This is a genomic window from Microbacterium sp. UBA3394, assembly GCF_002358725.1.
Taxonomy (GTDB): Bacteria; Actinomycetota; Actinomycetes; order Actinomycetales; family Microbacteriaceae; genus Microbacterium; species Microbacterium luteum.
The window spans coordinates 1-23,556 of record NZ_DEPK01000119.1 but is presented as its reverse complement, the minus strand read 5'-3'; the positions used below and the strand labels follow the sequence as shown (position 1 = coordinate 23,556).

Here is a 23,556-nt window from a genome sequence, read left to right as displayed (position 1 = left end):
CAGCGACACGGCGCGGTACGCCTCGGCCTGCTTCGACAGGTCGTCGAAGATGATGAGGACGTGCTTGCCGTCGTACATCCAGTGCTGACCGATGGCCGAGCCGGTGTACGGAGCGAGGTACTTGAAGCCGGCGGGGTCCGACGCGGGTGCGGCGACGATGGTGGTGTAATCCATCGCACCGGCGTCTTCGAGCGCGCCCTTCACCGAAGCGATGGTCGAGCCCTTCTGGCCGATGGCGACGTAGATGCAGCGCACCTGCTTGGTCGGGTCGCCCGACTCCCAGTTGGCCTTCTGGTTGATGATCGTGTCGATCGCGATGGCCGTCTTGCCGGTCTGGCGGTCGCCGATGATCAGCTGGCGCTGGCCGCGGCCGATCGGGATCATCGCGTCGATCGCCTTGATGCCGGTCTGCATCGGCTCGTGCACGCTCTTGCGCTGCATGACGCCGGGAGCCTGCAGCTCGAGCGCGCGGCGCCCGATCGAGGAGATGTCGCCGAGTCCGTCGATCGCGTTGCCGAGCGGGTCGACCACGCGGCCGAGGTAGCCGTCGCCGACGGGCACCGAGAGCACCTCGCCGGTGCGCGTGACCTGCTGGCCGGCTTCGATGCCGGCGAAGTCGCCGAGCACGACGACACCGATCTCGTGCTCGTCGAGGTTCAGGGCGAGACCCTGCGTGCCGTCCTCGAACACGACCAGTTCGTTGGCCATGACGCCGGGCAGGCCCTCGACGTGGGCGATGCCGTCCGCGGCGTCCACGACGGTGCCGACCTCCGTCGCCGCGGCCCCGGTGGGCTCGTAGGCGGCGACGAAGTCCTTCAGCGCGTCACGGATGACGTCGGGGCTGATAGAGAGTTCTGCCATTGTCTTCCCTTTATACTCACTACTTCTGTGTGGGGCCGTGGCCCGAAGCCTCCGCCTTGCGGCGGGAAGTCTGTTAGCCGGCCAGTCGCTGCCGGAGATCGGCCAGGCGCGTGGACACGCTGGCATCGATGACGTCGTTCGCGATCTGCACCCGCACGCCGCCGATGACCGCGGGGTCCACGACGGTGTTGATCGCGACCTCGGTGCCGTACCGCTTCGACAGCGTCGCCGACAGGCGCTGGACCTGGGCGTCGCTGAGCGGCGCGGCCGAGGAGACCGTCGCGACCGTGCGGCCGCGCTGGTCGGCGACCACGCGCATCGCGTTGGCCACGAGCTGTCGCACGCGGCGCTCCCGCGGCTGCTGCACGAGCGAGGACACGATCAGCCGTGCTGCCTCGCTCGAGCGTCCGGTCAGCAGCGTGTCGACGAGAGCACCCTTGGCGGATGCGTCGCCGAGCCGGCTGCCGAGCGCCAGTTCGAGCTCCGGGTTCTCCGCCACCGTCCGCGAGAAGCGGAAGAGCTCGTCTTCGACCGGCGAGGCCGGCTCTGCGACGGCTGCGGCACGGATTGCGAGCTCTTCGAGCCCGTCGACCATGTCGGAGGCCGACGACCAGCGCTCGGAGACCGCCGCCGTCAGCAGCGACACCGAGACCGGGCGGAGCGCCGCGCCGAACACGTCGGCGACGACCTTCGCCCGCGCGGCCGATGCCGCTGCGGAGTCGGCCAGCGCGCCGCTCAGTGCGGAGGTGTCACCGACCGCCCGAGCCGCGGCGAACAGCTCGCGCGCGACGTCGATGTCGACGCCGGACGCGGAGCCGAGCGCCGCGGTGGTGCCCGCGAGCGCCTGAGTGGTCGCGCTGCCCATTACTGCGCCGCCTTCTCGGCCTCGAGGTCGGCGAGGAAGCGGTCCACGACGGCCTGAGCCTTCGCGTCGTCGGACAGCGTCTCTCCGATCACGCCGCCGGCGAGATCGAGCGCGAGCGTGCCGACCTCTCCGCGCAGCGACACGAGCGCCGCCTGGCGCTCGGCCTCGATCTGCGAGTGCGCCGAAGCGGTGATGCGCGCCGCCTCGCTCGCGGCGGAGTCCTTCGCCTCGGCGACGATCTTCTTGCCGTCCTCACGGGCGGCGTCGCGGATCTCACCGGCTTCCTTGCGGGCGTCGGCGAGTGCAGCGGTGTACTCCTGCAGCGCGGCCTCGGCCTTGCGCTGCGCCTCGTCGGCCTTGGCGATGTTGCCCTCGATCGCGGTCGAGCGCTCGTCGAGCAGCTTGTTCATCCGCGGCAGCACAACGCGCCAGAAGATGAAGAGGATGACGACGAAGCACACCGCCGACCAGGTGATGTCGTAGATCGCGGGGATCAGCGGGCTCGGCGTCTCGCCTTCTTCCGCGGCGAGTGTGACAAGAAGCTCTTGCATCCTGTCTCCTTACGTGTGCGGGGTCTGCTTAGAAGCCGAAGATGAAGCCGGTGGCGATACCGATGAAGGCGAGCGCCTCGGTGAAGGCGATACCGATGAACATCAGGACCTGCAGGCGACCGGCGAGCTCGGGCTGACGAGCCACGCCCTCGATGGTCTTGCCGACGACGATGCCCACGCCGATGGCGGGACCGATGGCGGCCAGGCCGTAACCGACGCTCGCGATGGAGCCCGTCACCTGGGCGAGAACCGTAGTTGCGTCCACGGGGGTGTTTCCTTTCGGTTGGGTGGGACGGCGTGTGCCGGCCCGCTCAGTGCTCTTCCGCAACCGCGAGCTGGATGTAGACCGCGGTGAGGATGGTGAAGACGTACGCCTGGAGGAAGGCCACCAGGAGTTCGAACAGGGTGAAGACGAAGCCGAAGGCGAGCGTGCCCGCGCCGAGCACGGTCCACAGGCCTCCGAGGGTGAAGACGAAGTACTGCGTGGCGGAGAAGAACAGCACCAGCATCAGGTGCCCGACGATCATGTTCATCAGCAGACGCAGGGTGAGCGTGACCGGGCGGATGATGAACGTCGAGAGGAACTCGAGCGGGATGATGATGATGTACAGCGGCCACGGCACGCCGGAGGGCATGAGCGAGTTCTTGAAGAAGTTGCCCGGGCTCTTGCGGATGCCGGCGTAGATGAAGGTCACGTAGGCGATGACGGCGAGCAGGAGCGGAACGGCGATGACGCTCGTGCCGGCGATGTTGATGCCGGGGATGATGCCCGTCAGGTTCATGAACAGGATCATGAAGAACATCGTCGTGAGGATCGGCAGGAAGCGCTGGCCGTCCTTCTTGCCCAGCAGGTCTTCGGCGATGTTGACGCGGACGAAGTCCAGGGCCATCTCGACGACGCTCTGGAAGCGGCCGGGCACGAGCTTCAGCCGCCGGGTTCCGACGAGGAACAGGATCACCAGGACGGCGGTCGCGAGGAACTGCGCCAGGTTGATGCGGGTGATCTCGAAGGCGGTGCCCTCGAAGAAGATCGCCGGAGGGAAGAAGTCCGCGATCGACGGCGGGTGGAATTCGTCGTCAGTGGACGTGGCGGTGGCGATCAGTGTCGCAGCTTGAGTGATCAGCGCTGGCTCCAGCTTCGGGGCGACGGTGGGTACCGTAGCGACGATGGTCGGTGAGAGTCATCCGCGAGCTACTCACGAAGAGAGCGCGGGCGCGGAACAACACTATCAAACTCGGGGCGCCCCCGAGTCCGCGTCCGAATCGGGCCCGCCGCGGTCGTCCGCACCCGGCAGCGACACGTCGCTCACGTGCGGGATGCGCATCTTCAGAAGAACCACGACGTCGACGGCGAGAGAGGCCATGACGCTCACGACGAGAGCGACGAAGAACACCGCGGGCGCGACCCATGCCTGATCGCGCAGCACGAGCAGCGCCACGATGAACAGGACGAGCTTGAGGAGCCATCCGCCGAGCACGATGCCGAAGAAGACCGGCACGTAGAGCGGGTCGCCGTACCAGCGGTTGGCGATGAGGATGCTCGCGGCGGTGATGCCGAGGAAGACCGCGGCGATCAGCACACCGGCCAGCCCGCTCCAGAGGCCTTCGGCCCCGGCCACCAGGAAGCCGATGACGGCGGCTGCGATCGCCAGAACGGCGGTGACGGCTCCGGACCACACCAGCGCCGTGCGCAGGATCGGAGTGCTCGAGACGGGATGGGGGCTCATACGGCTTCCTTCGGGCTGATGGCGGAGCGACGGGAGGGCAGGAGGGTGACGACGAGGCACGCGACGACGCCGACGACTCCGAACACGACGCCGAGCAGGTAGTCTCCCGGCCACTCCTGCGCCGTGCCGATGTACATCAGGAGGAAGGCGAGGCTCACGACCGCCGTCCACGCGTAGAAGATCAGGACGGCGTCGCGGTCGCTGTGACCCATGTCGAGCATGCGGTGATGCAGGTGCTTGCGATCGGGAGAGAACGGGCTCTTGCCCGCCCCCATGCGACGGATCACCGCCAGGCCGAAATCGAGCAGCGGCAGGATCACCACGACGATCGGCAGCAGGATCGGGATGAACGCACCGAGCAGCTGCGAGCGGCCGAACACGTCGTTGTCGCCGATGATCGCCGGATCCAGCTGGCCCGTGATCGCGATCGCCGAGGTCGCCATCAGCAGGCCGAGCATGAGCGCGCCGGAATCGCCCATGAACATCTTCGCGGGGTTCCAGTTCAGGGGGAGGAAGCCGATGCAGGCGCCCACCAGGACGGCCGCGATGAACGAGGCGAGGTTGAAGTAGCTGCTGGCGCCGGTGTCCCGCACGAGCAGGTAGGAGTACGCGAAGAACACGCCGTTGGCGATGAGGCACACTCCGGCCACGAGCCCGTCGAGCCCGTCGATGAAGTTCACGGCGTTCATGACGACGACGATCGCGAACACCGTGATCGTGAAGCTCACCCACCCCGACCAGAGGGAGATCCCGCCGATGGGGAGCGCGTAGATCTGCAGCTCGCCGAACCAGGCGATGATGCCGGCGGCGACGAACTGCGCGCCGAGCTTGATCATCCAGTCCAGATCCCACAGATCGTCGGCGACGCCCACGAGCACGATGAGGGCGGTGGCGGCCAGGATCGCGTAGACCGGGCGCGGATCGGCCCAGAAGATCTGGAAGAAGGGATGCTGCGATGACACGAGGAACGCCGTGACGACACCGAGGAACATCGCGATGCCCCCGAGGCGCGGCGTCGGCGTCTTGTGGACGTCGCGCTCACGGATGCCGGGATACAGCTTGAAGCGGAGGCTGAGTCGCCACACCGCCCACGACAGGGCGAGGGTGACGGCGGCGGTGAGCAGGACCGTGAACAGGTACTGCTTCACGAGTCGCCGCCGGAAACGGGTCCGGGCGCCTCCTCGACCTGAGACTCGTCGGGCTCGAGGAGGTCGCCGAGCACGTCGCGCAGACGCTCCCGGGAGATCGCCCCCTCCCGCAGCACGCGCACCACGGGTTCGGGACCGACGACCAGCGAGGTCGCGTCGACGATCGTGGAGGCGACCCCGGTCGCGCTCGGGCCGTCGTCGAGGTACGTCGAGACGCTGTCGCCGAGCATCGTCATGGCGTCGAGCACCGCCACCGCGGCCGGCCTGCCGGTGAGGTTGGCGCTGGAGACCGCCATCGGTCCCGTCTCCTCGAGCAGCTCGAGGGTGAGCCGATGATCGGGCATCCGTACCGCCACGGTGCCGTGGGTGTCGCCGAGGTCCCACGCCAGCGACGGCTGCGCGGGAAGCACGATGGTCAGCCCGCCCGGCCAGAACTCCGCCACGAGCCGCTCCACGGCCTGAGGCACCTCCGACACGAGCGCGCGGAGCGTGTCCACTCCCCCGACGAGCACCGGCGGGGGCGACTGCCGGCCGCGGCCCTTCGCCTCCAGCAGGCGCTGTACGGCGGACGCCGAGAACGCGTCGGCGGCGATGCCGTACACGGTATCGGTGGGGACGACGATCAGATCGCCTCGGCCGATGGCCTGGCGCGCCCGGCGCATGCCGGCCAGGAGCTCGGACTCGTTCCGGCAGTCGAAGAGGGAGGACATGACGACATGATTCTAGGCGCAACTCCTGCGCACTCCCCACGGCCGGGGGCATCCACCGATCAGGGTCTGACGGCAGTGGTGGCGCGGTCGCGCATGGTCAGGTCCGGGTGGGTCGCGGCCGCACGCCAGCCATCGTCTTCCAAGACGGCGCGGATCGCCTCCCCCTGCCATTCACCGTGCTCGAGGACGATCGTGCCGCCCGGGTGCGCCAGCCGCAGGCCGACCCGGCTGATCACCCGGATGACGTCGAGTCCGTCGGGACCTCCGTACAGCGCCGCGGCGGGATCGTGATGGCGCACCTCCGGGTCTCGCGGGATCGCGTCGTCAGGCACGTACGGCGGGTTGGAGGCGACCACGGACACGGTGCCGTCGAGCTCGTGGAAGGCGTCGGCGAGATCGATGAACGCCACGCGTGCATTGTCGCCTCCCCACCGGGCGAAGTTCTCCTTCGCCCACACGAACGCGTCGACGGAGTTCTCCGCGGCGTGCACCCGGGCGTGCGGCACCTCCGTCGCCATGGCGAGCGCGAGGGCGCCGCTGCCGGTGCCGAGATCGACCGCGATCGGCTCGGGGGCCGCGGCCGCCCGCAGGGCGTCGATGGCGAGCTGCGCGACGATCTCCGTCTCCGGTCGCGGCACGAAGACCCCGGGTCCGACGCTCAGCTCGAGGGAGCGGAACGGGGCGACGCCGGTGAGATGCTGCAGGGGAACGCGGGTCGCGCGCCGTTCGACGAGGTCCGCGAAGTCATCCGCCTGCGCGCTCGTGAGGCCGTCACCGCGGAACGCGGCCGCCTGCACTCCCCCGCGAGAGAGCGCGAGCACGTGACCGAGGAGCAACTCCGCGTCGACGATCGCGTCGATGACGCCGGCGCGCTCCAGTCGCGAGGAGGCGTGGCGGAGCGCCTCGGACACCGGGGCGGATGCGTCGGAGGAGGGCATGACCTGTACAGCTTAGGCGGGCGCGCGATGCCGCCGCGGTGTCGGCGGGCGCTGTTGCGACATAATCGCGCCGTCGGGTTTCGCCTCGCCTAGGCTCGGACTGTTCCCCTCGAACCCGTCGAAAGCGAAAGGCACGCAATGCCCGGCATCCACTCCGACATCACCTCCGCCTTCGGTGACACCCCTCTCGTCCGGCTGAACCGGGTGGCCGAGGGCACCGAGGCCAACATCCTGGCCAAGCTCGAGTTCTACAACCCCGCCTCCAGCGTCAAGGACCGCCTCGGTGTCGCCATCGTCGACGCCGCCGAGGCCTCGGGCGACCTGACCGCCGGCGGCACGATCATCGAGGCCACCAGCGGCAACACCGGGATCGCCCTGGCGATGGTCGGCGCGGCGCGCGGCTACAAGGTGGTGCTCACGATGCCCGCCTCGATGTCGAAGGAGCGCCGCATGCTGCTGAAGGCCTTCGGCGCCGAGCTCGTGCTCACCGACCCGGCCAAGGGCATGAAGGGCGCTGTCGAGGAGGCCGAGGCGGTCGCGGCGAAGACCCCCGGCGCCATCCTCGCCAAGCAGTTCGCGAACGAGGCGAACCCGGCGATCCACCGCAGGACCACGGCGGAGGAGATCCTGCGCGACACCGACGGCGCGGTGGACTACTTCATCGCCGGCATCGGCACCGGAGGCACCATCACCGGCGTCGGCCAGGTGCTCAAGGAGAAGGTCCCCGGCGCGAAGGTCATCGCCGTCGAGCCCAAGGACTCGCCGCTGCTGACCGAGGGTCACCCCGGGCCGCACAAGATCCAGGGCATCGGCCCGAACTTCGTGCCGGCCATCCTCGACCGCGACGTCATCGACGAGGTCATCGACGTCGAGCTCGACGACGCGCTGCGACTGGCGCGCGAGACCGCGGCGAAGGACGGCATCCTCGTCGGCATGTCCAGCGGCGCCGCGATCTGGGCAGCCCTGCAGGTCGCCGCACGCCCGGAGGCGGCGGGCAAGAACATCGTCGTGATCATCCCCTCGTTCGGCGAGCGGTACCTGTCGACCCCGCTGTACGCCGACCTCGTGGAGGACTGAGCGGATGGGCCTGTGGTCCGACGTTCGCGACGACCTCGCCGCCGCGAAGCTGCGCGACCCGGCCGCGCGCTCGGCGGTCGAGATCGCGCTGCTGTACCCCGGACTCCACGCGGTGTGGGGCCACCGGGTCTGGCATGCCCTGTGGACGCGACGTTTCCGCTTCGTCGCGCGCGCGGGATCGCAGCTGACACGATGGCTCACCGGCATCGAGATCCACCCCGGCGCGAGCATCGGACGCCGGTTCTTCATCGACCACGGCATGGGGGTCGTCGTCGGCGAGACGGCCGAGGTCGGCGATGACGTCATGCTGTACCACGGCGTCACGCTGGGCGGACGTCAGCGCAACGGCGGCAAGCGCCATCCGACTCTGGAAGACGGCGTCGCCGTCGGTGCCGGTGCGAAGATCCTCGGTCCCATCACGATCGGCACGGGAAGCGTCGTCGGAGCCAACGCGGTGGTCACCAAGAGCGCACCGGCCGACAGCATCCTCGTGGGTGTGCCCGCCAAGCCCCGCCCGAGGACGGCCGACGTCGACACCCGCGCTCTCCTCGCCGCTCCCGAGTACGTGATCTGAGCCTCCGCCGCTCCCGGTGGCGTGTCTCCGCCGTTCACAACTCCTCACTTCCGGGCCGATAGGCCGGGCGAGCGACGCCGCACGGCGCCGTCACGCCCGGATTCGAGGAGTTGTGAACCGCATCCGGGCGGCAGGTCCGGGCCCTGAGGAGTTGTGGACCGGCTCCCGGCCGGCAGGTCCGGCCGTCAGGCGTGTCTCAGGAGTCGCCGGCGAGTGACGCCAGACGCGCCTCCTCGTCGGCCGTGATCGCGGATTCGATCACCGGCTCGAGGGCACCGTCCATGACGTGGTCGAGGTTGTAGGCCTTGTACCCCGTGCGGTGGTCGGCGATGCGGTTCTCGGGGAAGTTGTAGGTGCGGATGCGCTCGGAACGGTCCATCCCGCGGATCTGCGACTTGCGCGCGTCGGCCGCCTGAGCATCGCGCTCCTCCTGCTGACGGGCGAGCAGCCGTGCCCGCAGCACGCGCATCCCCGCCTCGCGGTTCTGCAGCTGCGACTTCTCGTTCTGCATCGACACGACGATCCCGGTCGGCACGTGCGTGATCCGCACGGCGGAGTCCGTCGTGTTCACCGACTGTCCGCCCGGACCCGACGACCGGTAGACGTCGATCTTGAGATCGTTCGGGTTGATCTCGACCTCGTCGGGCTCGTCGACTTCGGGGAACACCAGCACGCCGGTCGTCGAGGTGTGGATGCGCCCCTGCGACTCCGTCGCCGGGACACGCTGCACGCGGTGCACTCCGCCCTCGTACTTCAGGTGCGCCCACACACCCTGCGCCGGGTCGGAAGACGCCCCCTTGATCGCGACCTGCACGTTCTTGTAGCCACCGAGGTCGGATTCGTCCCGCTCCAGCAGCTCGGTCTTCCAGCCCTTCGATGCGGCGTACTGCAGGTACATGCGCAGCAGGTCCGCGGCGAACAGGGCACTCTCGGCGCCGCCCTCCCCCGCCTTGATCTCCATGATCACGTCACGGGCATCGTCGGGGTCGCGAGGGATCAGCAGGCGCCGCAGCTTCTCCTGCAGCCGGGCGCGCTCCTCCTCGAGGGCCGGCACCTCCGCGGCGAAGGCATCGTCCTCCCGCGCGAGTTCGCGCGCCGCTTCGAGGTCGTCGCCCGAGGCCGTCCACGCCTCGTAGGCGCGCACGATGCGCGACAACTCGGCATACCGACGGTTCACGCGCTTCGCGCGCGCCGCATCCGCGTGCACCGCCGGATCCGACAGCTCGCGCTCGACGTCGCGGTACTCCTCGATCAGCCCCTGGACGGACTCGAACACGCCGACCTCCGCGGGTCAGCGGATGCTGTTGTCGGATCCGTGCGCGCCGTTGCCCCCGTGGGCGGGCGCGGGGATCGACTTCTGCATCTGCACGAGGAACTCGACGTTCGACTGGGTCTCCTTGAGCTTGCCCAGCACGACCTCGAGCGCCTGCTGGGGTTCCAGCCCCGCGAGGGCCCGCCGCAGCTTCCAGGTGATCTTGACCTCGTCGTTCGACAGGAGCATCTCCTCGCGGCGCGTGCTCGACGCGTTGACGTCGACGGCGGGGAAGATCCGCTTGTCGGCCAGCTGACGGTTCAGGCGCAGCTCGCTGTTTCCGGTTCCCTTGAACTCCTCGAAGATGACGTCGTCCATCTTGGAGCCGGTCTCGACGAGGGCCGTCGCGAGGATCGTGAGCGACCCGCCGTTCTCGATGTTGCGCGCCGCGCCGAAGAAGCGCTTGGGCGGGTAGAGCGCCGAGGCGTCCACTCCGCCGGTGAGCACCCGGCCCGACGTCGGCGCCGAGATGTTGTAGGCGCGCCCGAGACGGGTGATCGAGTCCAGCAGCACGACGACGTCGCGACCCAGCTCGACAAGGCGCTTCGCGCGCTCGATCGCGAGCTCGGCCACCGTGGTGTGGTCCTCGGCGGGACGGTCGAAGGTCGACGCGATGACCTCGCCCTTGACCGTGCGCTGCATGTCGGTGACCTCTTCGGGGCGCTCGTCGACCAGCACCACCATGAGGTGGACCTCGGGGTTGTTGTGCGCGATCGCGTTCGCGATCTGCTGCAGCACGATCGTCTTGCCGGCCTTGGGCGGCGCGACGATGAGACCGCGCTGCCCCTTGCCGATGGGCGCGACGAGGTCGATGATGCGCTGGGTCAGCTTCTCGGGGGCCGTCTCCAGGCGCAGACGCTCCTGCGGGTAGAGCGGCGTGAGCTTGCCGAACTCGACCCGGTCGGCGGCGTCGTCGACCGACAGCCCGTTGACCGCGTCGACCTTCACCAGCGCGTTGTACTTCTGCCGGCTCGACTGCTCGCCCTCGCGCGGCTGCTTGATGGCGCCCACGACGGCGTCGCCCTTGCGCAGGTTGTACTTCTTGACCTGGCCGAGCGAGACGTAGACGTCGCTCGAGCCGGGGAGGTAGCCGGTGGTGCGGACGAACGCGTAGTTGTCGAGCACATCGAGGATGCCCGCGACCGGGATGAGGACGTCGTCCTCGCTGATCTCGGTCTCGAACTCGTCGCCGCCGTTCTGACCGCGGCGCTTGTTGCGCTGCCGGCCACGACCGGAGCCCTGGCCGTCGTCGTCGCCGTCGTTCTGCGCGTTCTGGCCGCTGTTCTGCGAGCCGGAGTTCTGATTCTGTCCCTGGTTCGCGTTCCGGTTCCGGTTGCGGTTGCGGTTGCGGCTGCGACCGCGGCCCGAGGACTCGCCGTCCGAGCCGTCCTGCCCGTTCCCGCCCTCGTTGTCGCTCTTGGTCTGACCGGCGCCGGCGTCGTCGTTCGTCGTCGCGTCGCTCTTGCCGCCCGTGTCGCCGTCGCTCTCGGCGGCGGACTTCTGGGCTGCCTCGGTGGGCGCTGAGCCGCCCTTCGACGCGTCATCGGCCTGCGCGTCGTCGCCCTTCGGCTGCGAGCCTGTCGACTCGGAGCCCTCGGTCGACCCGGACTCTTCGGCGTCGGCCGAGGCCGCCTTGCCGCGTCCCTTGCGGGCGCGTGCCGGCTTCTTGGCCGGCTTCTCCGGGGTGTCGGACGAGGCATCCGCGTCTCCGGCGGCCGGCGAGCCCCCCGTGGAGGCAGGAGCCGCATCGTCGGACGGCGTCGGTGCTGCGTCCGGGGCGGCCTCGGCAGCCGCGGAGTCGTCGGAGGCCGGAGCGTCGGTGCTCTTCGCGCGACGCGGAGTGCGCTTGCGCGGTGCCCGGGCGGGCTTCTCGGCCGGCGCGTCGCCGGCCTGCTCCCCCGCCGTCTCTGACGCCGCAGCGTTCTCGGCCGCAGCCGGAGCAGTATCGGCCGGAGCCGACGCGGTGGATGCCGACGAGGTGTCGGCGGACGCCTCTGCGGCGTCGGTGTGGATCTCGGAGATGGACTCCACGAGTTCTCCCTTGTGAACGATTGGAATGCGCGACCGCACGCGCGCAGAGAAGGTCCCCGGCTTCCCCCGAAGGATCGGGTGCCGCGTGCCGATTCAGAGAGCCGGCAACGTACCGGGGGCTGTGCGGTGATTTCGCAGAAATGCGACGGAGGCCAGATTCACGATGACGTGGAACCCTCCGCGTTGTTCCTCACTGTACCACCCTTGAAATCCACGGCGAGCATCCGCGCATCCCACGGGGTGTCGACCGCGTCGGCCGCCAGGGCCGCCGCCTCGAGTCGCCGGCCCGGACCGTCGGCGAGCACGAGCACGCTGGGCCCGGCCCCCGACACGACGGCGGCGAAGCCGTCCGCGCGGAGCGCGCGCACCAGTCGATCGGTCTCGGGCATCGCCTGAGCACGATAGTTCTGGTGCAGCTTGTCCTCGGTGGCCGCCAGCAGCAGTTCGGGACTCTGCGTGAGCGCGGCGATGAGGAGGGCGGAGCGCGAGACGTTGAAGACGGCATCCTCGCGCGGCACCTGCAGGGGCTGCAGACTCCTGGCCACGCTCGTGGACATCGTGAACTCCGGCACGAGCACGAGAGGTGCGACCCCGCGGTGCACGAGGAGCTTCTTGTGCTCGGGGACCCCCTCGTCCATCCACGCGATGGTGAGGCCGCCGAAGAGCGCGGGGGCGACGTTGTCGGGGTGCCCCTCGAGTTCGGTCGCGAGGCGCAGCAGCGTGTTCTCGCCGATCTCGACGTCTCCGGTGAGGAGGCCCTTCGCCGCCAGCAGCCCCGCGACGACGGCGGCGCCGGAGGATCCCATCCCCCGGCCGTGCGGGATGACGTTCCGGGCCCGCAGGCGCACGCCGGGCATCCGTCGCCCCATGGCCTCGTACGCGTAGCGCATCGAGCGGATGACGAGGTGGGACTCGTCGCGGGGAACATCGGCCCCGCCTTCGCCCTCGACCTCGATCTCGATCGCGTCGGTGTCGAGCTGGTCCACCACGAGTTCGTCGTACACGCTCAGCGCGAGGCCGAGCGTGTCGAAGCCGGGACCCAGGTTGGCACTGGTCGCCGGCACGCGCACCACGACGGAGCGCGACCCGTCGGGTGTGGTCACGCCGAGGCCTCCGGCACGAGATCCAGCACCGAGGCGACCTCGGACGTGGTCGCGTCGACGACGGTGGGCTCCACCTGCGTGCCGTCCGCGTTGCGGAGGGCCCACTGCGGGTCCTTCAGGCCGTGGCCGGTGACCGTGAGCACGACGCGCGACCCCGCGGGTACGACACCCTGGTCGACACGGTCCAGCAGGCCGGCCACGCTGATCGCCGAGGCCGGCTCGACGAAGATGCCCACCTCACCCGCCAGCAGCTTCTGTGCGGCGAGGATGCGGTCGTCGTCGATCGCGCCGAACCAGCCGTCGGTCGCCTCCCGCGCCTCGAGGGCGAGATCCCACGACGCGGGGTTGCCGATGCGGATGGCGCTGGCGATCGTATCGGGGTTCTTCACGACCTCGCCGCGGACGAGGGGCGCGCTGCCGGCCGCCTGGAAGCCGAACATGCGCGGTACGCGTGTGGCGACGCCGCGCTCGGCCTCTTCGCGGTAGCCGCGGGAGTAGGCGGTGTAGTTGCCGGCGTTGCCGACGGGGATGAAGTGGAAGTCGGGCGCGTCGCCGAGCGTCTCGACGATCTCGTAGGCCGCGGTCTTCTGACCCTCGATGCGATCGGGGTTGACGCTGTTGACCAGGTGCACCGGGTAGTGGTCGGCGAGCTCCCGCGCGATCTCGAGGCAGTCGTCGAAGTTGCCGCGGATCTGGATGAGGCGGCCGTTGTGCGCGACGGCCTGGCTGAGCTTGCCCATGGCGATCTTGCCCTCGGGCACCAGCACCGCCGCGGTGATGCCGGCGTGCGCGGCGTACGCGGCCGCGGACGCCGACGTGTTGCCCGTGGACGCGCAGATGACGGCCTTCGCGCCGTGCTCGACGGCGCGCGAGAGCGCGACGGTCATCCCGCGGTCCTTGAAGGAGCCGGTCGGGTTCATGCCCTCGTACTTCACCCAGACGTCGGTGCCGGTGCGGCGCGACAGCGCCGGGGCGGGCAGCAGCGGCGTTCCGCCCTCGCCGAGGGTGACCACGGTCGAGGCGTCGGTGACGCCGAGCCGGTCGGCGTACTCGCGGAGGACCCCGCGCCAGACGTGTGCCATCTCAGTCTCCTTCCACGCGCAGCACCGAGACCACGCGTTCGACGACCCCACTCGAGGCGAGACGCTCGACGGTCTCGCTGAGGTCTTGTTCTCGTGCCGTGTGCGTGCCGATGACCAGCCGCGCCGTGCCGGTCTCGCGGTACGCCGCCTCACCGGTGGGGACCACGCCGGTGTCGCCGTCGCCGGCCGGCGTCTGCTCGACCGTCGCGATCGAAACGCGCCCATCGCTGAGCAGGCCCGCGACCGTGGCGAGCACGCCGGGCTGGTCGTTCACCTCGAGGGTGATCTGGTAGCGGGTGGTCATCTGACCGATGGGCACCACCGGCAGGTTCGCGCGCGTCGACTCGCCGACGCCGACGCCCCCGGCGATGTGGCGCCGCGCCGCAGAGACGACGTCGCCGAGCACCGCGGACGCGGTCTGCACGCCGCCGGCTCCGGCGCCGTAGAACATGAGGTTCCCGGCTGCTTCGGCCTGCACGAAGACGGCGTTGTTGGCTCCGTGCACGCTCGCCAGCGGGTGCTCCCGGTCGACGAGGGCCGGATACACGCGCACCGAGATGGCGTCACCGCCGTCCTCGGCGCCGCCGACGAGCCGCTCGCACACCGCCAGGAGCTTGATGACGAAGCCGGCGCTGCGCGCGGCATCCATCATCTGCTTGTCGATGTGGGTGATGCCCTCGCGGTGCACGGCGTCCAGCGGGACGGCGGTGTGGAAGGCCAGGCTCGCGAGGATCGCGGCCTTCTGTGCGGCGTCGTAGCCCTCGACGTCGGCGGTCGGATCCGCCTCGGCGTAGCCCAGCCGCTGAGCGTCGGCGAGCACGTCGGCGAAGTCGGCGCCCTCGCGGTCCATCCGGTCGAGGATGTAGTTCGTCGTGCCGTTGACGATGCCCATGATGCGCTGCACGCGGTCACCGGCGAGGGAGTCGCGCAGCGGCCGGATGATGGGGATCGCCCCCGCCGCGGCGGCTTCGTAGTAGACCGAGGCTCCCACCTGATCGGCCGCGTCGAACAGCTCGGGACCGTGGGTGGCCAGCAGCGCCTTGTTCGCCGTGACGACGTCTGCGCCGGCGTTGATCGCGGCCAGCAGCTGCGTGCGCGCCGGCTCGATGCCGCCCATCAGCTCGATGACGATGTCGGATCCGACCAGCAGGGGCTCCGGATCGGTCGTCAGCAGCTCGCGGGGCAGCTCGGTGTCGCGCGGGGCATCGGGGTCGCGCACGGCGATCCCGACCAGCTCGATACGTGCACCGGCGCGGTCGGCGAGCTCGTCGCCGTGCTGACGCAGCAGCGCGGCGACCTGCGATCCGACGGCTCCGGCGCCCAGCAGCGCCACCCTCAATCGGCGGTAATCGGTCATTCGTTCCCTTCCGTGGTGGCCACCGGCATGCCGGCGTCTCGGGCGAGGAGGTCGTCGATGGTCTCGCCGCGCACGATCACTCGCGCTGCGCCGTCGCCGACGGCGATCACGGGAGGGCGCGGAACGTAGTTGTAGGTGCTCGACAGCGAGAAGCAGTAGGCGCCGGTGGCGGGCACGGCCAGCAGGTCTCCCGCGGTCACATCCCCGGGCAGCCACTCGGCGTCGACGACGATGTCGCCCGCTTCGCAGTGCTTGCCGACCACACGCGCGAGCGCCGGGGCGGCGTCGCTGCGACGCGAGGCGAGGCGTGCGGAGTAGGCGGCGCCGTACAGGGCGGGACGAGCGTTGTCGCTCATGCCGCCGTCGACGCTCACGTAGACCCGCTCCAGGTCGTCACCGACCGCCACCGGCTTGACGGTTCCCACCTCGTACAGGGTGACGCCGGCGCGGCCGACGATCGCGCGGCCCGGTTCGAAGGCGAGGGGCGGGACGGGGATGCCCCGGTCGGCGCACTGCTCGGCGACGGCCGCGATGATCTCGTCCGCGAGATCCGCGATGGGCGTGGGCTCGTCGGCGTCGGTGTAGGCGATGCCGAATCCGCCGCCGAGGTTCACGGTGAGCTCCTCGCCGTCGCGCAGCAGTCGTGCGTGCAGGCCGATGACGCGGGAGGCGGACTCTGCGAAACCGGCGGCTCCGAAGATCTGCGAGCCGATATGGCAGTGAAGCCCCGTGAAGCGAAGGGACGGCAGCTCACGGATGCGCCCGACGGCGGCTTCGGCGGCGGACAGGGTGAAACCGAACTTCTGGTCCTCGTGCGCGGTGGCGAGGAAGTCATGCGTCTCGGCGTGAACGCCGCTGTTGACGCGCACGGCCACGTTCTGCACGACGCCATGCCCCGCCGCGATCGACGCGAGGCGCTCGATCTCGATTCCGCTGTCGACGACGACGGTTCCGACGCCCGCGGTCACGGCGCGGGTGAGTTCGATCTCGGACTTGTTGTTGCCGTGCAGTCCCAGCCGTGCCGGGTCGGTGCCGGCCGCCAGCGCGACGGCGAGCTCTCCGCCGGTGGCGACGTCGACGTTCAGCCCCTCGGCCGTCACCCAGCGCACCGCCTCGGTGCACAGGAAGGCCTTGCCCGCGTAGTACACCGTGGCGCGCGTGCCGTGGCGCACGGCGGCCGCATCGAACGCCTCCCGCACCTCGCGGGCGCGGTTGCGCACGGCGATCTCGTCGATCACGTACAGCGGCGTGCCGAAGCGGTGTCGAAGATCGGCGACCGGAACGCCACCGAGGGTGAGGGAGCCGTCTTCGGCTCGCCGGGCGTCCGGCGGCCACACCTTCTCGGACAGCGCGTTCACGTCGGCCGGGACGACGGGTGCGGTGGTCGGGTCAGGCGTGGCGGACACGGGTGAAGAGCCAATCGGTGGTTCGGGGAATGCGCCGGCGCCGGATCGGGCGGCCAGGGCGACGTCGATGCTTGCAGTTTAGGGCACGGCCCGGCCTCGCCCCGTCGTGTGACGATCCGCCGCGCGCCCACCCGCTCGCGTGCCCAATGCAGCGAGAAACACGTCACGGCGCGAGACATCGCGCGTTGCGGTGTGTCTCGCGCCGGATGGTGTTTCTCGGATGCGTCAGCTGCAGGTACCCGGCTCCTGCAGCGACGCGTCGGAGATGATGGCGCCGTCGACCGCGGCGTCGGCGACGATCCGGTCTCCGACGACGGCGATCTCCTCGAGTGCGACGCCCGCCGGCAGATACTCGGCGACGCAGATCGTCCAGTCCTGCAGCACCGCCGAGGCGATGAGACCGAACTGGTTCCGCACCTGGTCGGCGGTGAGCTCGGCCCCGGCGACCTCGATCCCCGCCGGCGCGAGCACGATCGCACCCTCCTCCGCGGAGGGCGTCAGGCTGACCGCGACGGGGATCTCGAGCCCGAACACGTCGAACACGGTGTCCAGGCGCACGTTCGGTTCGTCCAGGGTCACCTCCGCATCCGGGAAGCCTTCGAGACCGCTGAGCAGACCGGCGACCTGCGCGCCGTCGAGGACCAGCTCCGCGTCGATCGCTCCGGCCGGATCGTCGCCGCGCACGGGCACGTCTTCGGCGACCACGACGACATCCCCCGACAGCGGCCCCAGGGAGAGGTCGTCGCCGGAGATCGTGAGCTCATCGAGCGTGCCGGAGATCAGCTGCGGCAGCACGAAGCCCGCGACGCCGACCTCGATCGCCTGATCGGCGGGCACATCCAGCGCCTCGGCGACCTGAGCGCGAACGGTGCGGGTCACCGCCTCGCGAGCGATCCACTCCCCCGCGATGGCGGCGGCGACCGCGAGCACGAGGACGACGGCGAGCGAGACGATCCACGGCCAGAACCGGCGACGGCGGCGGACGGGCGGCTCGCCCGTCGTCATCCCCTCCGGCAGCGGCTCGGTGGGCTGGGTGTCGCCGGAGGCCATGTCGTCACATCCGTTCCGGCGCGCTCACGCCGAGGAGGTCGAGGCCGTTGCGCAGCACCTGCCCGGTCGCGTCGTTCAGCCACAGTCGGGTGCGGTGCAGGTCGCCGACGGGATCGTCGCCGAGGGGGATCACACGGCACGTGTCGTACCACCGGTGGTACAGGCCGGCGAGTTCTTCGAGATATCGCGCGATGCGATGCGGCTCGCGCACCTCGGCGGCGAATGCGACCAGGCGCGGGAACTCCTGCAGGGCGCCCAGGAGCGCGCTCTCGGTCTCGTGCTCGAGAAGCTCCGGCGCGAACGCGGACCGATCCACGCCCGATGCGTGCGCATTCCGGGAGACGTTATGGGTACGGGCGTGCGCATACTGCACGTAGAAGACCGGGTTGTCGTTGGTGCGCCGCTGCAGGATCTCGGGATCGAGCGTCAGCGGCGAGTCGGCGGGGTATCTGGCCAGCGAGTACCGCAGGGCGTCGGTGCCGAGCCAGTCGCGCAGGTCGTCGAGCTCGATGATGTTGCCCGCGCGCTTGCTGAGCTTGGCACCGTTGACCGACACCAGCTGTCCGATCAGCACCTCGATGTCCGTCTCCGGATCGTCGCCCGCCGCGCCCGCGAGCGCCTTGAGGCGATGGACGTAGCCGTGGTGGTCTGCTCCGAGCAGATAGATCTTGTGCGCGAAGCCGCGGTCGCCCTTGTTCAGGTAGTAGGCCGCGTCGGCCGCGAAGTAGGTGTACTCGCCGTTGGATCGCCGGATGACGCGGTCCTTGTCGTCACCGAAGTCCGTGGTGCGCACCCAGACGGCGTCATCCTCGTCGAACACGTGGCCCTGTTCGCGCAGCCGGTCGACGGCTTCGTCGACGAGGCTCGGCGCCCCGTCGTCGCCGCGGGCGTGCAGGACGCGCTCGGAGAACCAGACGTCGAAGTGCACGTTGAACTTCTCCAGCGACGACTGCAGCTCGCCCAGCTGGAAGCGGTACGCGGTGTCGCGGGCGATGCCCTCGGCGTCGCCGGCTTCGAGCAGGTCGGGATGCTCGACGAGCACGCGACGCGCCAGCTCCGCGATGTACGCCCCGGCGTATCCGTCCTCGGGTGTCGGCTCGCCCTTCGCCGCGGCCAGCACCGACCGCCCGAACCGGTCCATCTGGGCGCCGGCGTCGTTGATGTAGAACTCGCGGGCGAGGGTGGCGCCGCTGGCCAGCAGCAGGCGCGCGATCGCGTCGCCGAGCGCCGCCCATCGCGTGTGGCCGATGTGCATCGGGCCCGTGGGGTTCGCGCTGACGAACTCGAGGTTGATGGTGTTGCCGCGCTGGGTGTCGTTCGACCCGAACGCGGCACCCGCATCGACGATCGTCTTGGCGAGGGCGCCGGCGGCCGCGGCGTCGAGCCGGATGTTGATGAAGCCGGGGCCGGCCACCTCGACGCTCGCGATCCCGTCGACCTCGCGCAGCCGCTCCGCGATCGCCGCGGCGAGGTCGCGCGGCGGCATCCCGAATCTCTTCGCGAGCTTCAGCGCGGCGTTGGATGCCCAGTCGCCGTGGTCGCGGTTGCGCGGGCGCTCGAGCGGGAAGTCGGCGACGCCCAGGCCCTCGACATCGCCGCCCTGTCGCTCCTGCGCGAGGGGAGCGACGACGGACAGCAGTGCGGCGGAGAGGGCTTCAGGATCCATAGGGTCTCCATCCTACGATTCCGCCGTCCCGAGACCGGTGTCAGCCCAGGTGCACCGGCGTCAGGAAGTCGTCCGGCGCACCCAGCGCGGGGACCGGGTCGAGGTTCCAGGCGTCGACGTGCAGACGCGAGAGCCCGACGTTGCCGCCGTGGAAGCTGAGGAACGCGCAGTCGGCGGCATCCCGCCCCGTGGCGATGCGCACCAGGGAGCGCCGGTCCGCGAGGCGAGTCGCGTCGATGACGTACCAGAGACCGTCGTGGTATGCCTCGGCGACCGCGTGGAAATCCATCGGCTCCAGCCCCGGCGCGAAGCACGCCGCATAGCGGGCGGGCATGTCCATCGCGCGCAGGAGGGCGATGACGACGTGCGCGTAGTCGCGGCAGACGCCCTGGCCGGTCATGAGAGTCGTGACGGCGGAGTCGGTGCCCTGGCTGAGTCCCGGCGTGTAGGTGGTGCTGGCGGCGACGAAATCGGCGACGGCGCCGATGAGCTCCAGCCCCGCCAGCCCGCGGAACTGCCGGCGTGCCTGGGAGAAGACCTCGTCGGACTGGCAGTAGCGGCTCGGACGCAGGTAGCTGATGGTCTCGATGTCGCTCGTCGAGCGCGAGGAGACGCCCGCATCGATCGTCGCGTCGTAGCGCACCTCGAGGCGTCCCGCCTCGCCGGTGAGTCGATGCAGGCGGCTGCCGACGTGGTCGACGATCTCGGTCGGCGTGTACACCCGATCGCCCTGCGTGAAGGTCAGATCCTCGCTGATCACGGGCACTCCCTGCGCGGCGGTGATCTGCAGGATCAGGTCGACGGAGGACCCGAGTTCGAGGTCGAGTTCGGCGGTCACCTGGCGTTGCACCGGAGTATCCTCGCACGTCGCGAAGACACCCCGGTGCGATCCGGGCGACTCAGTCCTCGGACGCCTCCTCGCGCGCACGGCGGTGCGCACGGCGATCCTCATTCACCGTCAGCGCGTTGTCCCCCGACGCGGCGTGATCGGGCCGGTCGGGGCCCTTGTGCTGGATGTGGCCGGGATCGAGCGTGCGCCGGACGTCCTCGGCGGTCACGGTGCCGATCGGACCGGTCGCCGCCTCGACGTACCACTCCGTCAGCGCCGGATCCTCGGAGTCGAGCCACGCGCCCGCGCCGTCTCCGGCGGGCACCTCGCTGGTGCCGAACACGAAGTCGTCGCCGTGGTCGGCGATGCCCTTCCGCACACCCTCCTGGATCGCCGCCCGCGCGTACTTCCCTCGCAGGACGTAGGGATCGGTGCGCAGGTCCTTCGCCCACGCGATCATGATGCCGATCACGACGAACGAGAACGGGAGCGCCGAGACGACCATGATCGACTGCAGGCCCGACAGGGCATCCTGACCGCCCGCGAGCAGCAGCGACGCCGCCACGAGCGCGAGAAGGGAACCCCACAGGATGGTGACCCACGACGACGGCTCGGGACGGCCGTGCTGCGACATCGACCCCATGACGATCGAGGCGGAGTCGGCGGAGGTCACGAAGAAGATCACGATCGAGACCATCGCGAGAACGCTGGTGATCAGGCCGAACGGCAGTTCGTTCAGCACGCCGAAGAGCACCTCTTCGCCACCGGCGGCGTCGCCGAGCGGCACGCCCGAGGCCTGCTGGAACATCGACGTGCCACCGAAGATGACGAACCACGTGAGGCAGACCGCCGACGGCACGATGATCACGACGGTCACGAACTCACGAAGGGTGCGGCCGCGGGAGATCTTCGCGATGAACATCCCGACGAAGGGCGTCCACGAGACCCACCACGCCCAGTAGTAGGTGGTCCAGCTCGACATGAAGGCGGCGGCGTCCTCGCCGTCGTTGGCGCTGCGCGAGAGCATCACGCCGAGTTCGTCGAAGAACTCGACGGCGGCGGCCGGCAGGAAGTTCAGCAGGAACACCGTGGGCCCGACGATGAAGACGAACACCGCGAGCAGGCCGGCAAGCACCATGTTGATGTTCGACAGCAGCCGGATGCCGCGCTTGATACCCGAGACGGCAGAGATGATGAACAGTGCCGCGAGGATCGCGATGGCGCTGATGAGGAACGTGTTTCCCACCGGGCCGATGCCGGTGACGACCTCGAATCCGCGGCCGATCTGGAGCACCCCGATGCCGAGGGAGATGGCCGTGCCGAACAGCGTCACGATGATCGCGAAGACGTCGATGGTCGCCCCGAGGGGGCCCGCCGTGCGCTTGCCGAAGATGGGCTCGAAGATCGCGGAGATGAGGGGCGCGCGGCCACGCCGGTAGGCGCTGTAGGCGATCGCGCCGCCGACGAGGGCGTAGAACGCCCACGCGATCGGACCCCAATGGAGCATCGCCTGCGCCATCGCCGTCTTCATCGCCGCAGCCGACTCGGGGGCCACGTCGAACCCGCTGGGCGGGTCGAGGAAGAACAGGAGCGGCTCGTACGGCCCGTAGAACAGCAGCCCGATCCCGATGCCGGCGGAGAAGAGCATCGCGATCCACGAGGTCGTGGAGAACTCCGGCTGCTCGTCGTCGGATCCGAGTCGCACGCCGCCGCTGCGGCCGTAGCCCACGACGAGCATGTAGAGGATGACGACGATCGCCAGGGCGGAGAAGAGCCATCCGAAGTTGGTGCTCACCCAGCCGAGCGCAGCGCCGCCGACCGTGCTGATGCTGTCGGGCGCGGCGAAGGCCCAGGTGATCACGCCGACGGCGACGACGGCGGCGAAGATGAAGACGCCCCAGTTCATGGGGAACACGCGCCCCGTCTTCTCGACGCCGATGCCCGGAATGAGGGCGGGGTGCACGAGGCCGGGGGTCGTCACCTCGTCGATGACGCGCTTCACGCCGTCGACCCTGCCCCGTTTCGACGTGCCGCGTGCGGGCGGATCGTCGTGGCTGCCGTTGTTCGTCGGACTGGTCATATCGATCGGTCTCCCGGGTCGTGCGCACGCGACCCGGCGGCCGCATCGACGCTGTGTGCCAGCCACGTTAGCGAGATCGGAGCGCGTTTTCGGCTGAAGCAGCGGATTGGACGCGGACCCGTTTACCCTCTATGTATGCGCGCGAGCGACCCGACGCCCCAGCGCCGTCTTCCCCTGACGGTGCTCGCGGTCGCGCTGGCGGTGATGCTCGTCTCGCTCGTCGCCGCGTGGCGCCCATGGGGCACCGCCTCCTCGGTCGAGGCGTCGGAGGAAGGGGCCGTCGGCGCCGCCACCGCGGTCGCGCCCCTGACGATCCCGGACTCCCCCACCGTGCTGATCTTCGGCGATTCGTGGGTCTACGGCTCCGCCGCCGAGGTGCCGACGCTCGGCTTCGCCTACGTCGTCTCCGACGCCCTCGGCTGGCAGGCGACCGTCGACGGCGTGCGCGGCAGCGGCTACCTCAAGGCGGGGATCGACGGGCCTGACTACGGCACGCGCATCGCGGACCTGGATCCTGCTCTCGACCCCGATCTGATCATCGTCGAGGGATCGATCAACGACCGCCGGCTCTACCCCGACGGATACCGCGATGCGGTCACGGCGGCATGGGAGACGCTGGCGAGCACCTATCCGGAGGCTTCCGTGGTCGTGCTCGGGCCGGCCCCGCAGGTGCTTCCCGTCGAAGAGGCCACGGCCGCGATCGACGCCGACCTGGCCGACCTCGCATCCGTGCGCGGCTGGTGGTACGTCTCCCCGATCGCGGAGGGCTGGATCCAGCCGGCGAATTACTTCGATGTCATCGACACCGGTGCGGGAAACGACCATCCTTCCACCGCCGGTCACGCCTACCTCGCCGAACGCCTCGCCGCCTCCCTCGCGGCACTGTCCACCCTGCCGGAGGTGTCGGCGGAGGCGCCCCTCGGAGGGTGGTAGTCTCGATCGGCACGCCTCCGTAGCTCAGGGGATAGAGCGTTGGTTTCCGGTACCAAAGGTCGCAGGTTCGATTCCTGTCGGGGGCGCCACTTCCACCCACGGCGATGATCCACGCCGGGATCACTCCGCAGTGTCGGGGATCACGATCCAGACACTCGCGCCGCCGGTCTCGGCCTCGTCGATCCCGATCCGGCCCCCGTGGGCCTCGACGATCCGACGACACGTCGACAGACCGATCCCGAGCCCCGGCACGTCG

The 23,556-nt window shown here is 70.0% G+C and carries 22 protein-coding genes, 1 tRNA gene and 1 pseudogene; 4 read left to right on the top strand and 20 right to left on the bottom strand.

Going from position 1 to position 23,556, the window contains the following annotated elements; all coding sequences use genetic code 11:
- From B4E30_RS07510 to prmC, 9 genes and pseudogenes are all read right to left on the bottom strand, one after another.
- Positions 1-861 (bottom strand): annotated as a pseudogene (locus tag B4E30_RS07510) (F0F1 ATP synthase subunit alpha); the annotation flags it as partial.
- A gap of 73 nt (positions 862-934) precedes the next feature.
- Positions 935-1,726 carry a F0F1 ATP synthase subunit delta gene (locus tag B4E30_RS07505; RefSeq protein ID WP_286794410.1) on the bottom strand — a complete coding sequence of 264 codons (792 nt, stop codon included), beginning with the start codon at positions 1,724-1,726 and terminating at the stop codon, positions 935-937.
- Complete coding sequence (locus B4E30_RS07500; protein WP_194383432.1) at positions 1,726-2,277, bottom strand: F0F1 ATP synthase subunit B; 552 nt, start codon at positions 2,275-2,277, stop codon at positions 1,726-1,728. The genes B4E30_RS07505 and B4E30_RS07500 overlap by 1 nt, the downstream gene beginning before the upstream one ends.
- A 28-nt stretch (positions 2,278-2,305) precedes the next feature.
- Positions 2,306-2,542: a F0F1 ATP synthase subunit C gene (atpE, locus tag B4E30_RS07495; protein WP_071045310.1), complete on the bottom strand. Its 237-nt coding sequence runs from the start codon at positions 2,540-2,542 to the stop codon at positions 2,306-2,308.
- A 46-nt stretch (positions 2,543-2,588) separates the two neighbouring features.
- A complete protein-coding gene (gene atpB, locus B4E30_RS07490; protein ID WP_286794415.1) occupies positions 2,589-3,401 on the bottom strand; it encodes a F0F1 ATP synthase subunit A in 813 nt (270 codons plus the stop codon).
- A 105-nt stretch (positions 3,402-3,506) separates the two neighbouring features.
- Complete coding sequence (locus tag B4E30_RS07485; RefSeq protein ID WP_286794407.1) at positions 3,507-4,004, bottom strand: hypothetical protein; 498 nt, start codon at positions 4,002-4,004, stop codon at positions 3,507-3,509.
- On the bottom strand, positions 4,001-5,152 hold the full coding sequence (locus B4E30_RS07480) for an MraY family glycosyltransferase (RefSeq protein ID WP_286794405.1): 1,152 nt from the start codon (positions 5,150-5,152) through the stop codon (positions 4,001-4,003). Before B4E30_RS07480 ends, B4E30_RS07485 begins: the two co-directional genes overlap by 4 nt.
- Positions 5,149-5,862: an L-threonylcarbamoyladenylate synthase gene (locus B4E30_RS07475; RefSeq protein WP_286794403.1), complete on the bottom strand. Its 714-nt coding sequence runs from the start codon at positions 5,860-5,862 to the stop codon at positions 5,149-5,151. The genes B4E30_RS07480 and B4E30_RS07475 overlap by 4 nt, the downstream gene beginning before the upstream one ends.
- A 59-nt stretch (positions 5,863-5,921) precedes the next feature.
- Positions 5,922-6,800, bottom strand: a complete 879-nt coding sequence (prmC, locus tag B4E30_RS07470) for a peptide chain release factor N(5)-glutamine methyltransferase (protein WP_286794401.1) — start codon at positions 6,798-6,800, stop codon at positions 5,922-5,924.
- Positions 6,801-6,938: 138 nt separating this feature from the next.
- Here prmC and cysK point away from each other — a divergent pair, with 138 nt between their 5' ends.
- Both cysK and epsC read left to right on the top strand, forming a co-directional pair.
- Positions 6,939-7,877: a cysteine synthase A gene (gene cysK, locus B4E30_RS07465; RefSeq protein ID WP_286794398.1), complete on the top strand. Its 939-nt coding sequence runs from the start codon at positions 6,939-6,941 to the stop codon at positions 7,875-7,877.
- Between the two features lie 4 nt (positions 7,878-7,881).
- The gene (gene epsC / locus B4E30_RS07460) at positions 7,882-8,451 is read left to right on the top strand and encodes a serine O-acetyltransferase EpsC (protein ID WP_286794396.1); all 570 of its coding nucleotides are present in this window, start codon (positions 7,882-7,884) and stop codon (positions 8,449-8,451) included.
- Positions 8,452-8,647: 196 nt separating this feature from the next.
- Here the strand turns inward: epsC and prfA are convergent, their stop codons facing one another.
- The 10 genes from prfA to B4E30_RS07410 all read right to left on the bottom strand — a co-directional run bounded on the left by prfA (position 8,648) and on the right by B4E30_RS07410 (position 22,367).
- Positions 8,648-9,727, bottom strand: a complete 1,080-nt coding sequence (gene prfA, locus B4E30_RS07455) for a peptide chain release factor 1 (RefSeq protein ID WP_071045317.1) — start codon at positions 9,725-9,727, stop codon at positions 8,648-8,650.
- A 15-nt stretch (positions 9,728-9,742) separates the two neighbouring features.
- The gene (rho, locus tag B4E30_RS07450) at positions 9,743-11,794 is read right to left on the bottom strand and encodes a transcription termination factor Rho (RefSeq protein ID WP_286794394.1); all 2,052 of its coding nucleotides are present in this window, start codon (positions 11,792-11,794) and stop codon (positions 9,743-9,745) included.
- Between the two features lie 158 nt (positions 11,795-11,952).
- Entirely contained in the window at positions 11,953-12,897 is a 945-nt protein-coding gene (thrB, locus tag B4E30_RS07445; RefSeq protein ID WP_286794392.1) for a homoserine kinase, read from the bottom strand.
- The gene (thrC, locus tag B4E30_RS07440; protein WP_286794390.1) at positions 12,894-13,979 is read right to left on the bottom strand and encodes a threonine synthase; all 1,086 of its coding nucleotides are present in this window, start codon (positions 13,977-13,979) and stop codon (positions 12,894-12,896) included. The genes thrB and thrC overlap by 4 nt, the downstream gene beginning before the upstream one ends.
- Position 13,980: 1 nt before the next feature.
- Positions 13,981-15,336 (bottom strand): homoserine dehydrogenase, encoded by a 1,356-nt coding sequence (locus B4E30_RS07435; RefSeq protein WP_286794388.1) that lies wholly within the window; start codon positions 15,334-15,336, stop codon positions 13,981-13,983.
- Entirely contained in the window at positions 15,333-16,742 is a 1,410-nt protein-coding gene (lysA, locus tag B4E30_RS07430) for a diaminopimelate decarboxylase (RefSeq protein ID WP_194383442.1), read from the bottom strand. The genes B4E30_RS07435 and lysA overlap by 4 nt, the downstream gene beginning before the upstream one ends.
- A gap of 225 nt (positions 16,743-16,967) precedes the next feature.
- Positions 16,968-17,792: an LmeA family phospholipid-binding protein gene (locus B4E30_RS07425; protein WP_286721052.1), complete on the bottom strand. Its 825-nt coding sequence runs from the start codon at positions 17,790-17,792 to the stop codon at positions 16,968-16,970.
- Positions 17,793-17,796: 4 nt separating this feature from the next.
- On the bottom strand, positions 17,797-19,458 hold the full coding sequence (locus tag B4E30_RS07420; protein WP_286721050.1) for an arginine--tRNA ligase: 1,662 nt from the start codon (positions 19,456-19,458) through the stop codon (positions 17,797-17,799).
- Between the two features lie 40 nt (positions 19,459-19,498).
- The gene (locus tag B4E30_RS07415) at positions 19,499-20,308 is read right to left on the bottom strand and encodes a transglutaminase-like domain-containing protein (RefSeq protein ID WP_286721049.1); all 810 of its coding nucleotides are present in this window, start codon (positions 20,306-20,308) and stop codon (positions 19,499-19,501) included.
- 49 nt (positions 20,309-20,357) lie between these two features.
- The gene (locus B4E30_RS07410; RefSeq protein WP_286794386.1) at positions 20,358-22,367 is read right to left on the bottom strand and encodes a BCCT family transporter; all 2,010 of its coding nucleotides are present in this window, start codon (positions 22,365-22,367) and stop codon (positions 20,358-20,360) included.
- A 135-nt stretch (positions 22,368-22,502) separates the two neighbouring features.
- Between B4E30_RS07410 and B4E30_RS07405 the strand changes: the two genes are divergently transcribed.
- Positions 22,503-23,300: an SGNH/GDSL hydrolase family protein gene (locus B4E30_RS07405; protein ID WP_286794384.1), complete on the top strand. Its 798-nt coding sequence runs from the start codon at positions 22,503-22,505 to the stop codon at positions 23,298-23,300.
- 13 nt (positions 23,301-23,313) lie between these two features.
- Positions 23,314-23,389 (top strand) — tRNA-Arg (locus B4E30_RS07400).
- Positions 23,390-23,420: 31 nt separating this feature from the next.
- Here B4E30_RS07400 and B4E30_RS07395 read toward each other — a convergent pair.
- The gene (locus B4E30_RS07395) at positions 23,421-23,552 is read right to left on the bottom strand and encodes an ATP-binding protein (protein ID WP_286794412.1); all 132 of its coding nucleotides are present in this window, start codon (positions 23,550-23,552) and stop codon (positions 23,421-23,423) included.
- Positions 23,553-23,556 lie beyond the last annotated feature (4 nt).

Coding starts and splice junctions, on each gene's coding strand:
- B4E30_RS07500 (WP_194383432.1), bottom strand. CDS start 2,277: ATGCAAGAGCTTCTTGTCACACTCGCCGCGGAAGAAGGCGAGACGCCG.
- B4E30_RS07485 (WP_286794407.1), bottom strand. CDS start 4,004: ATGAGCCCCCATCCCGTCTCGAGCACTCCGATCCTGCGCACGGCGCTG.
- prmC (WP_286794401.1), bottom strand. CDS start 6,800: ATGCCCTCCTCCGACGCATCCGCCCCGGTGTCCGAGGCGCTCCGCCAC.
- epsC (WP_286794396.1), top strand. CDS start 7,882: ATGGGCCTGTGGTCCGACGTTCGCGACGACCTCGCCGCCGCGAAGCTG.
- B4E30_RS07475 (WP_286794403.1), bottom strand. CDS start 5,862: ATGTCCTCCCTCTTCGACTGCCGGAACGAGTCCGAGCTCCTGGCCGGC.
- B4E30_RS07410 (WP_286794386.1), bottom strand. CDS start 22,367: ATGACCAGTCCGACGAACAACGGCAGCCACGACGATCCGCCCGCACGC.
- B4E30_RS07435 (WP_286794388.1), bottom strand. CDS start 15,336: ATGACCGATTACCGCCGATTGAGGGTGGCGCTGCTGGGCGCCGGAGCC.
- thrC (WP_286794390.1), bottom strand. CDS start 13,979: ATGGCACACGTCTGGCGCGGGGTCCTCCGCGAGTACGCCGACCGGCTC.
- B4E30_RS07505 (WP_286794410.1), bottom strand. CDS start 1,726: ATGGGCAGCGCGACCACTCAGGCGCTCGCGGGCACCACCGCGGCGCTC.
- B4E30_RS07405 (WP_286794384.1), top strand. CDS start 22,503: ATGCGCGCGAGCGACCCGACGCCCCAGCGCCGTCTTCCCCTGACGGTG.
- cysK (WP_286794398.1), top strand. CDS start 6,939: ATGCCCGGCATCCACTCCGACATCACCTCCGCCTTCGGTGACACCCCT.
- B4E30_RS07420 (WP_286721050.1), bottom strand. CDS start 19,458: ATGGATCCTGAAGCCCTCTCCGCCGCACTGCTGTCCGTCGTCGCTCCC.
- B4E30_RS07425 (WP_286721052.1), bottom strand. CDS start 17,792: ATGGCCTCCGGCGACACCCAGCCCACCGAGCCGCTGCCGGAGGGGATG.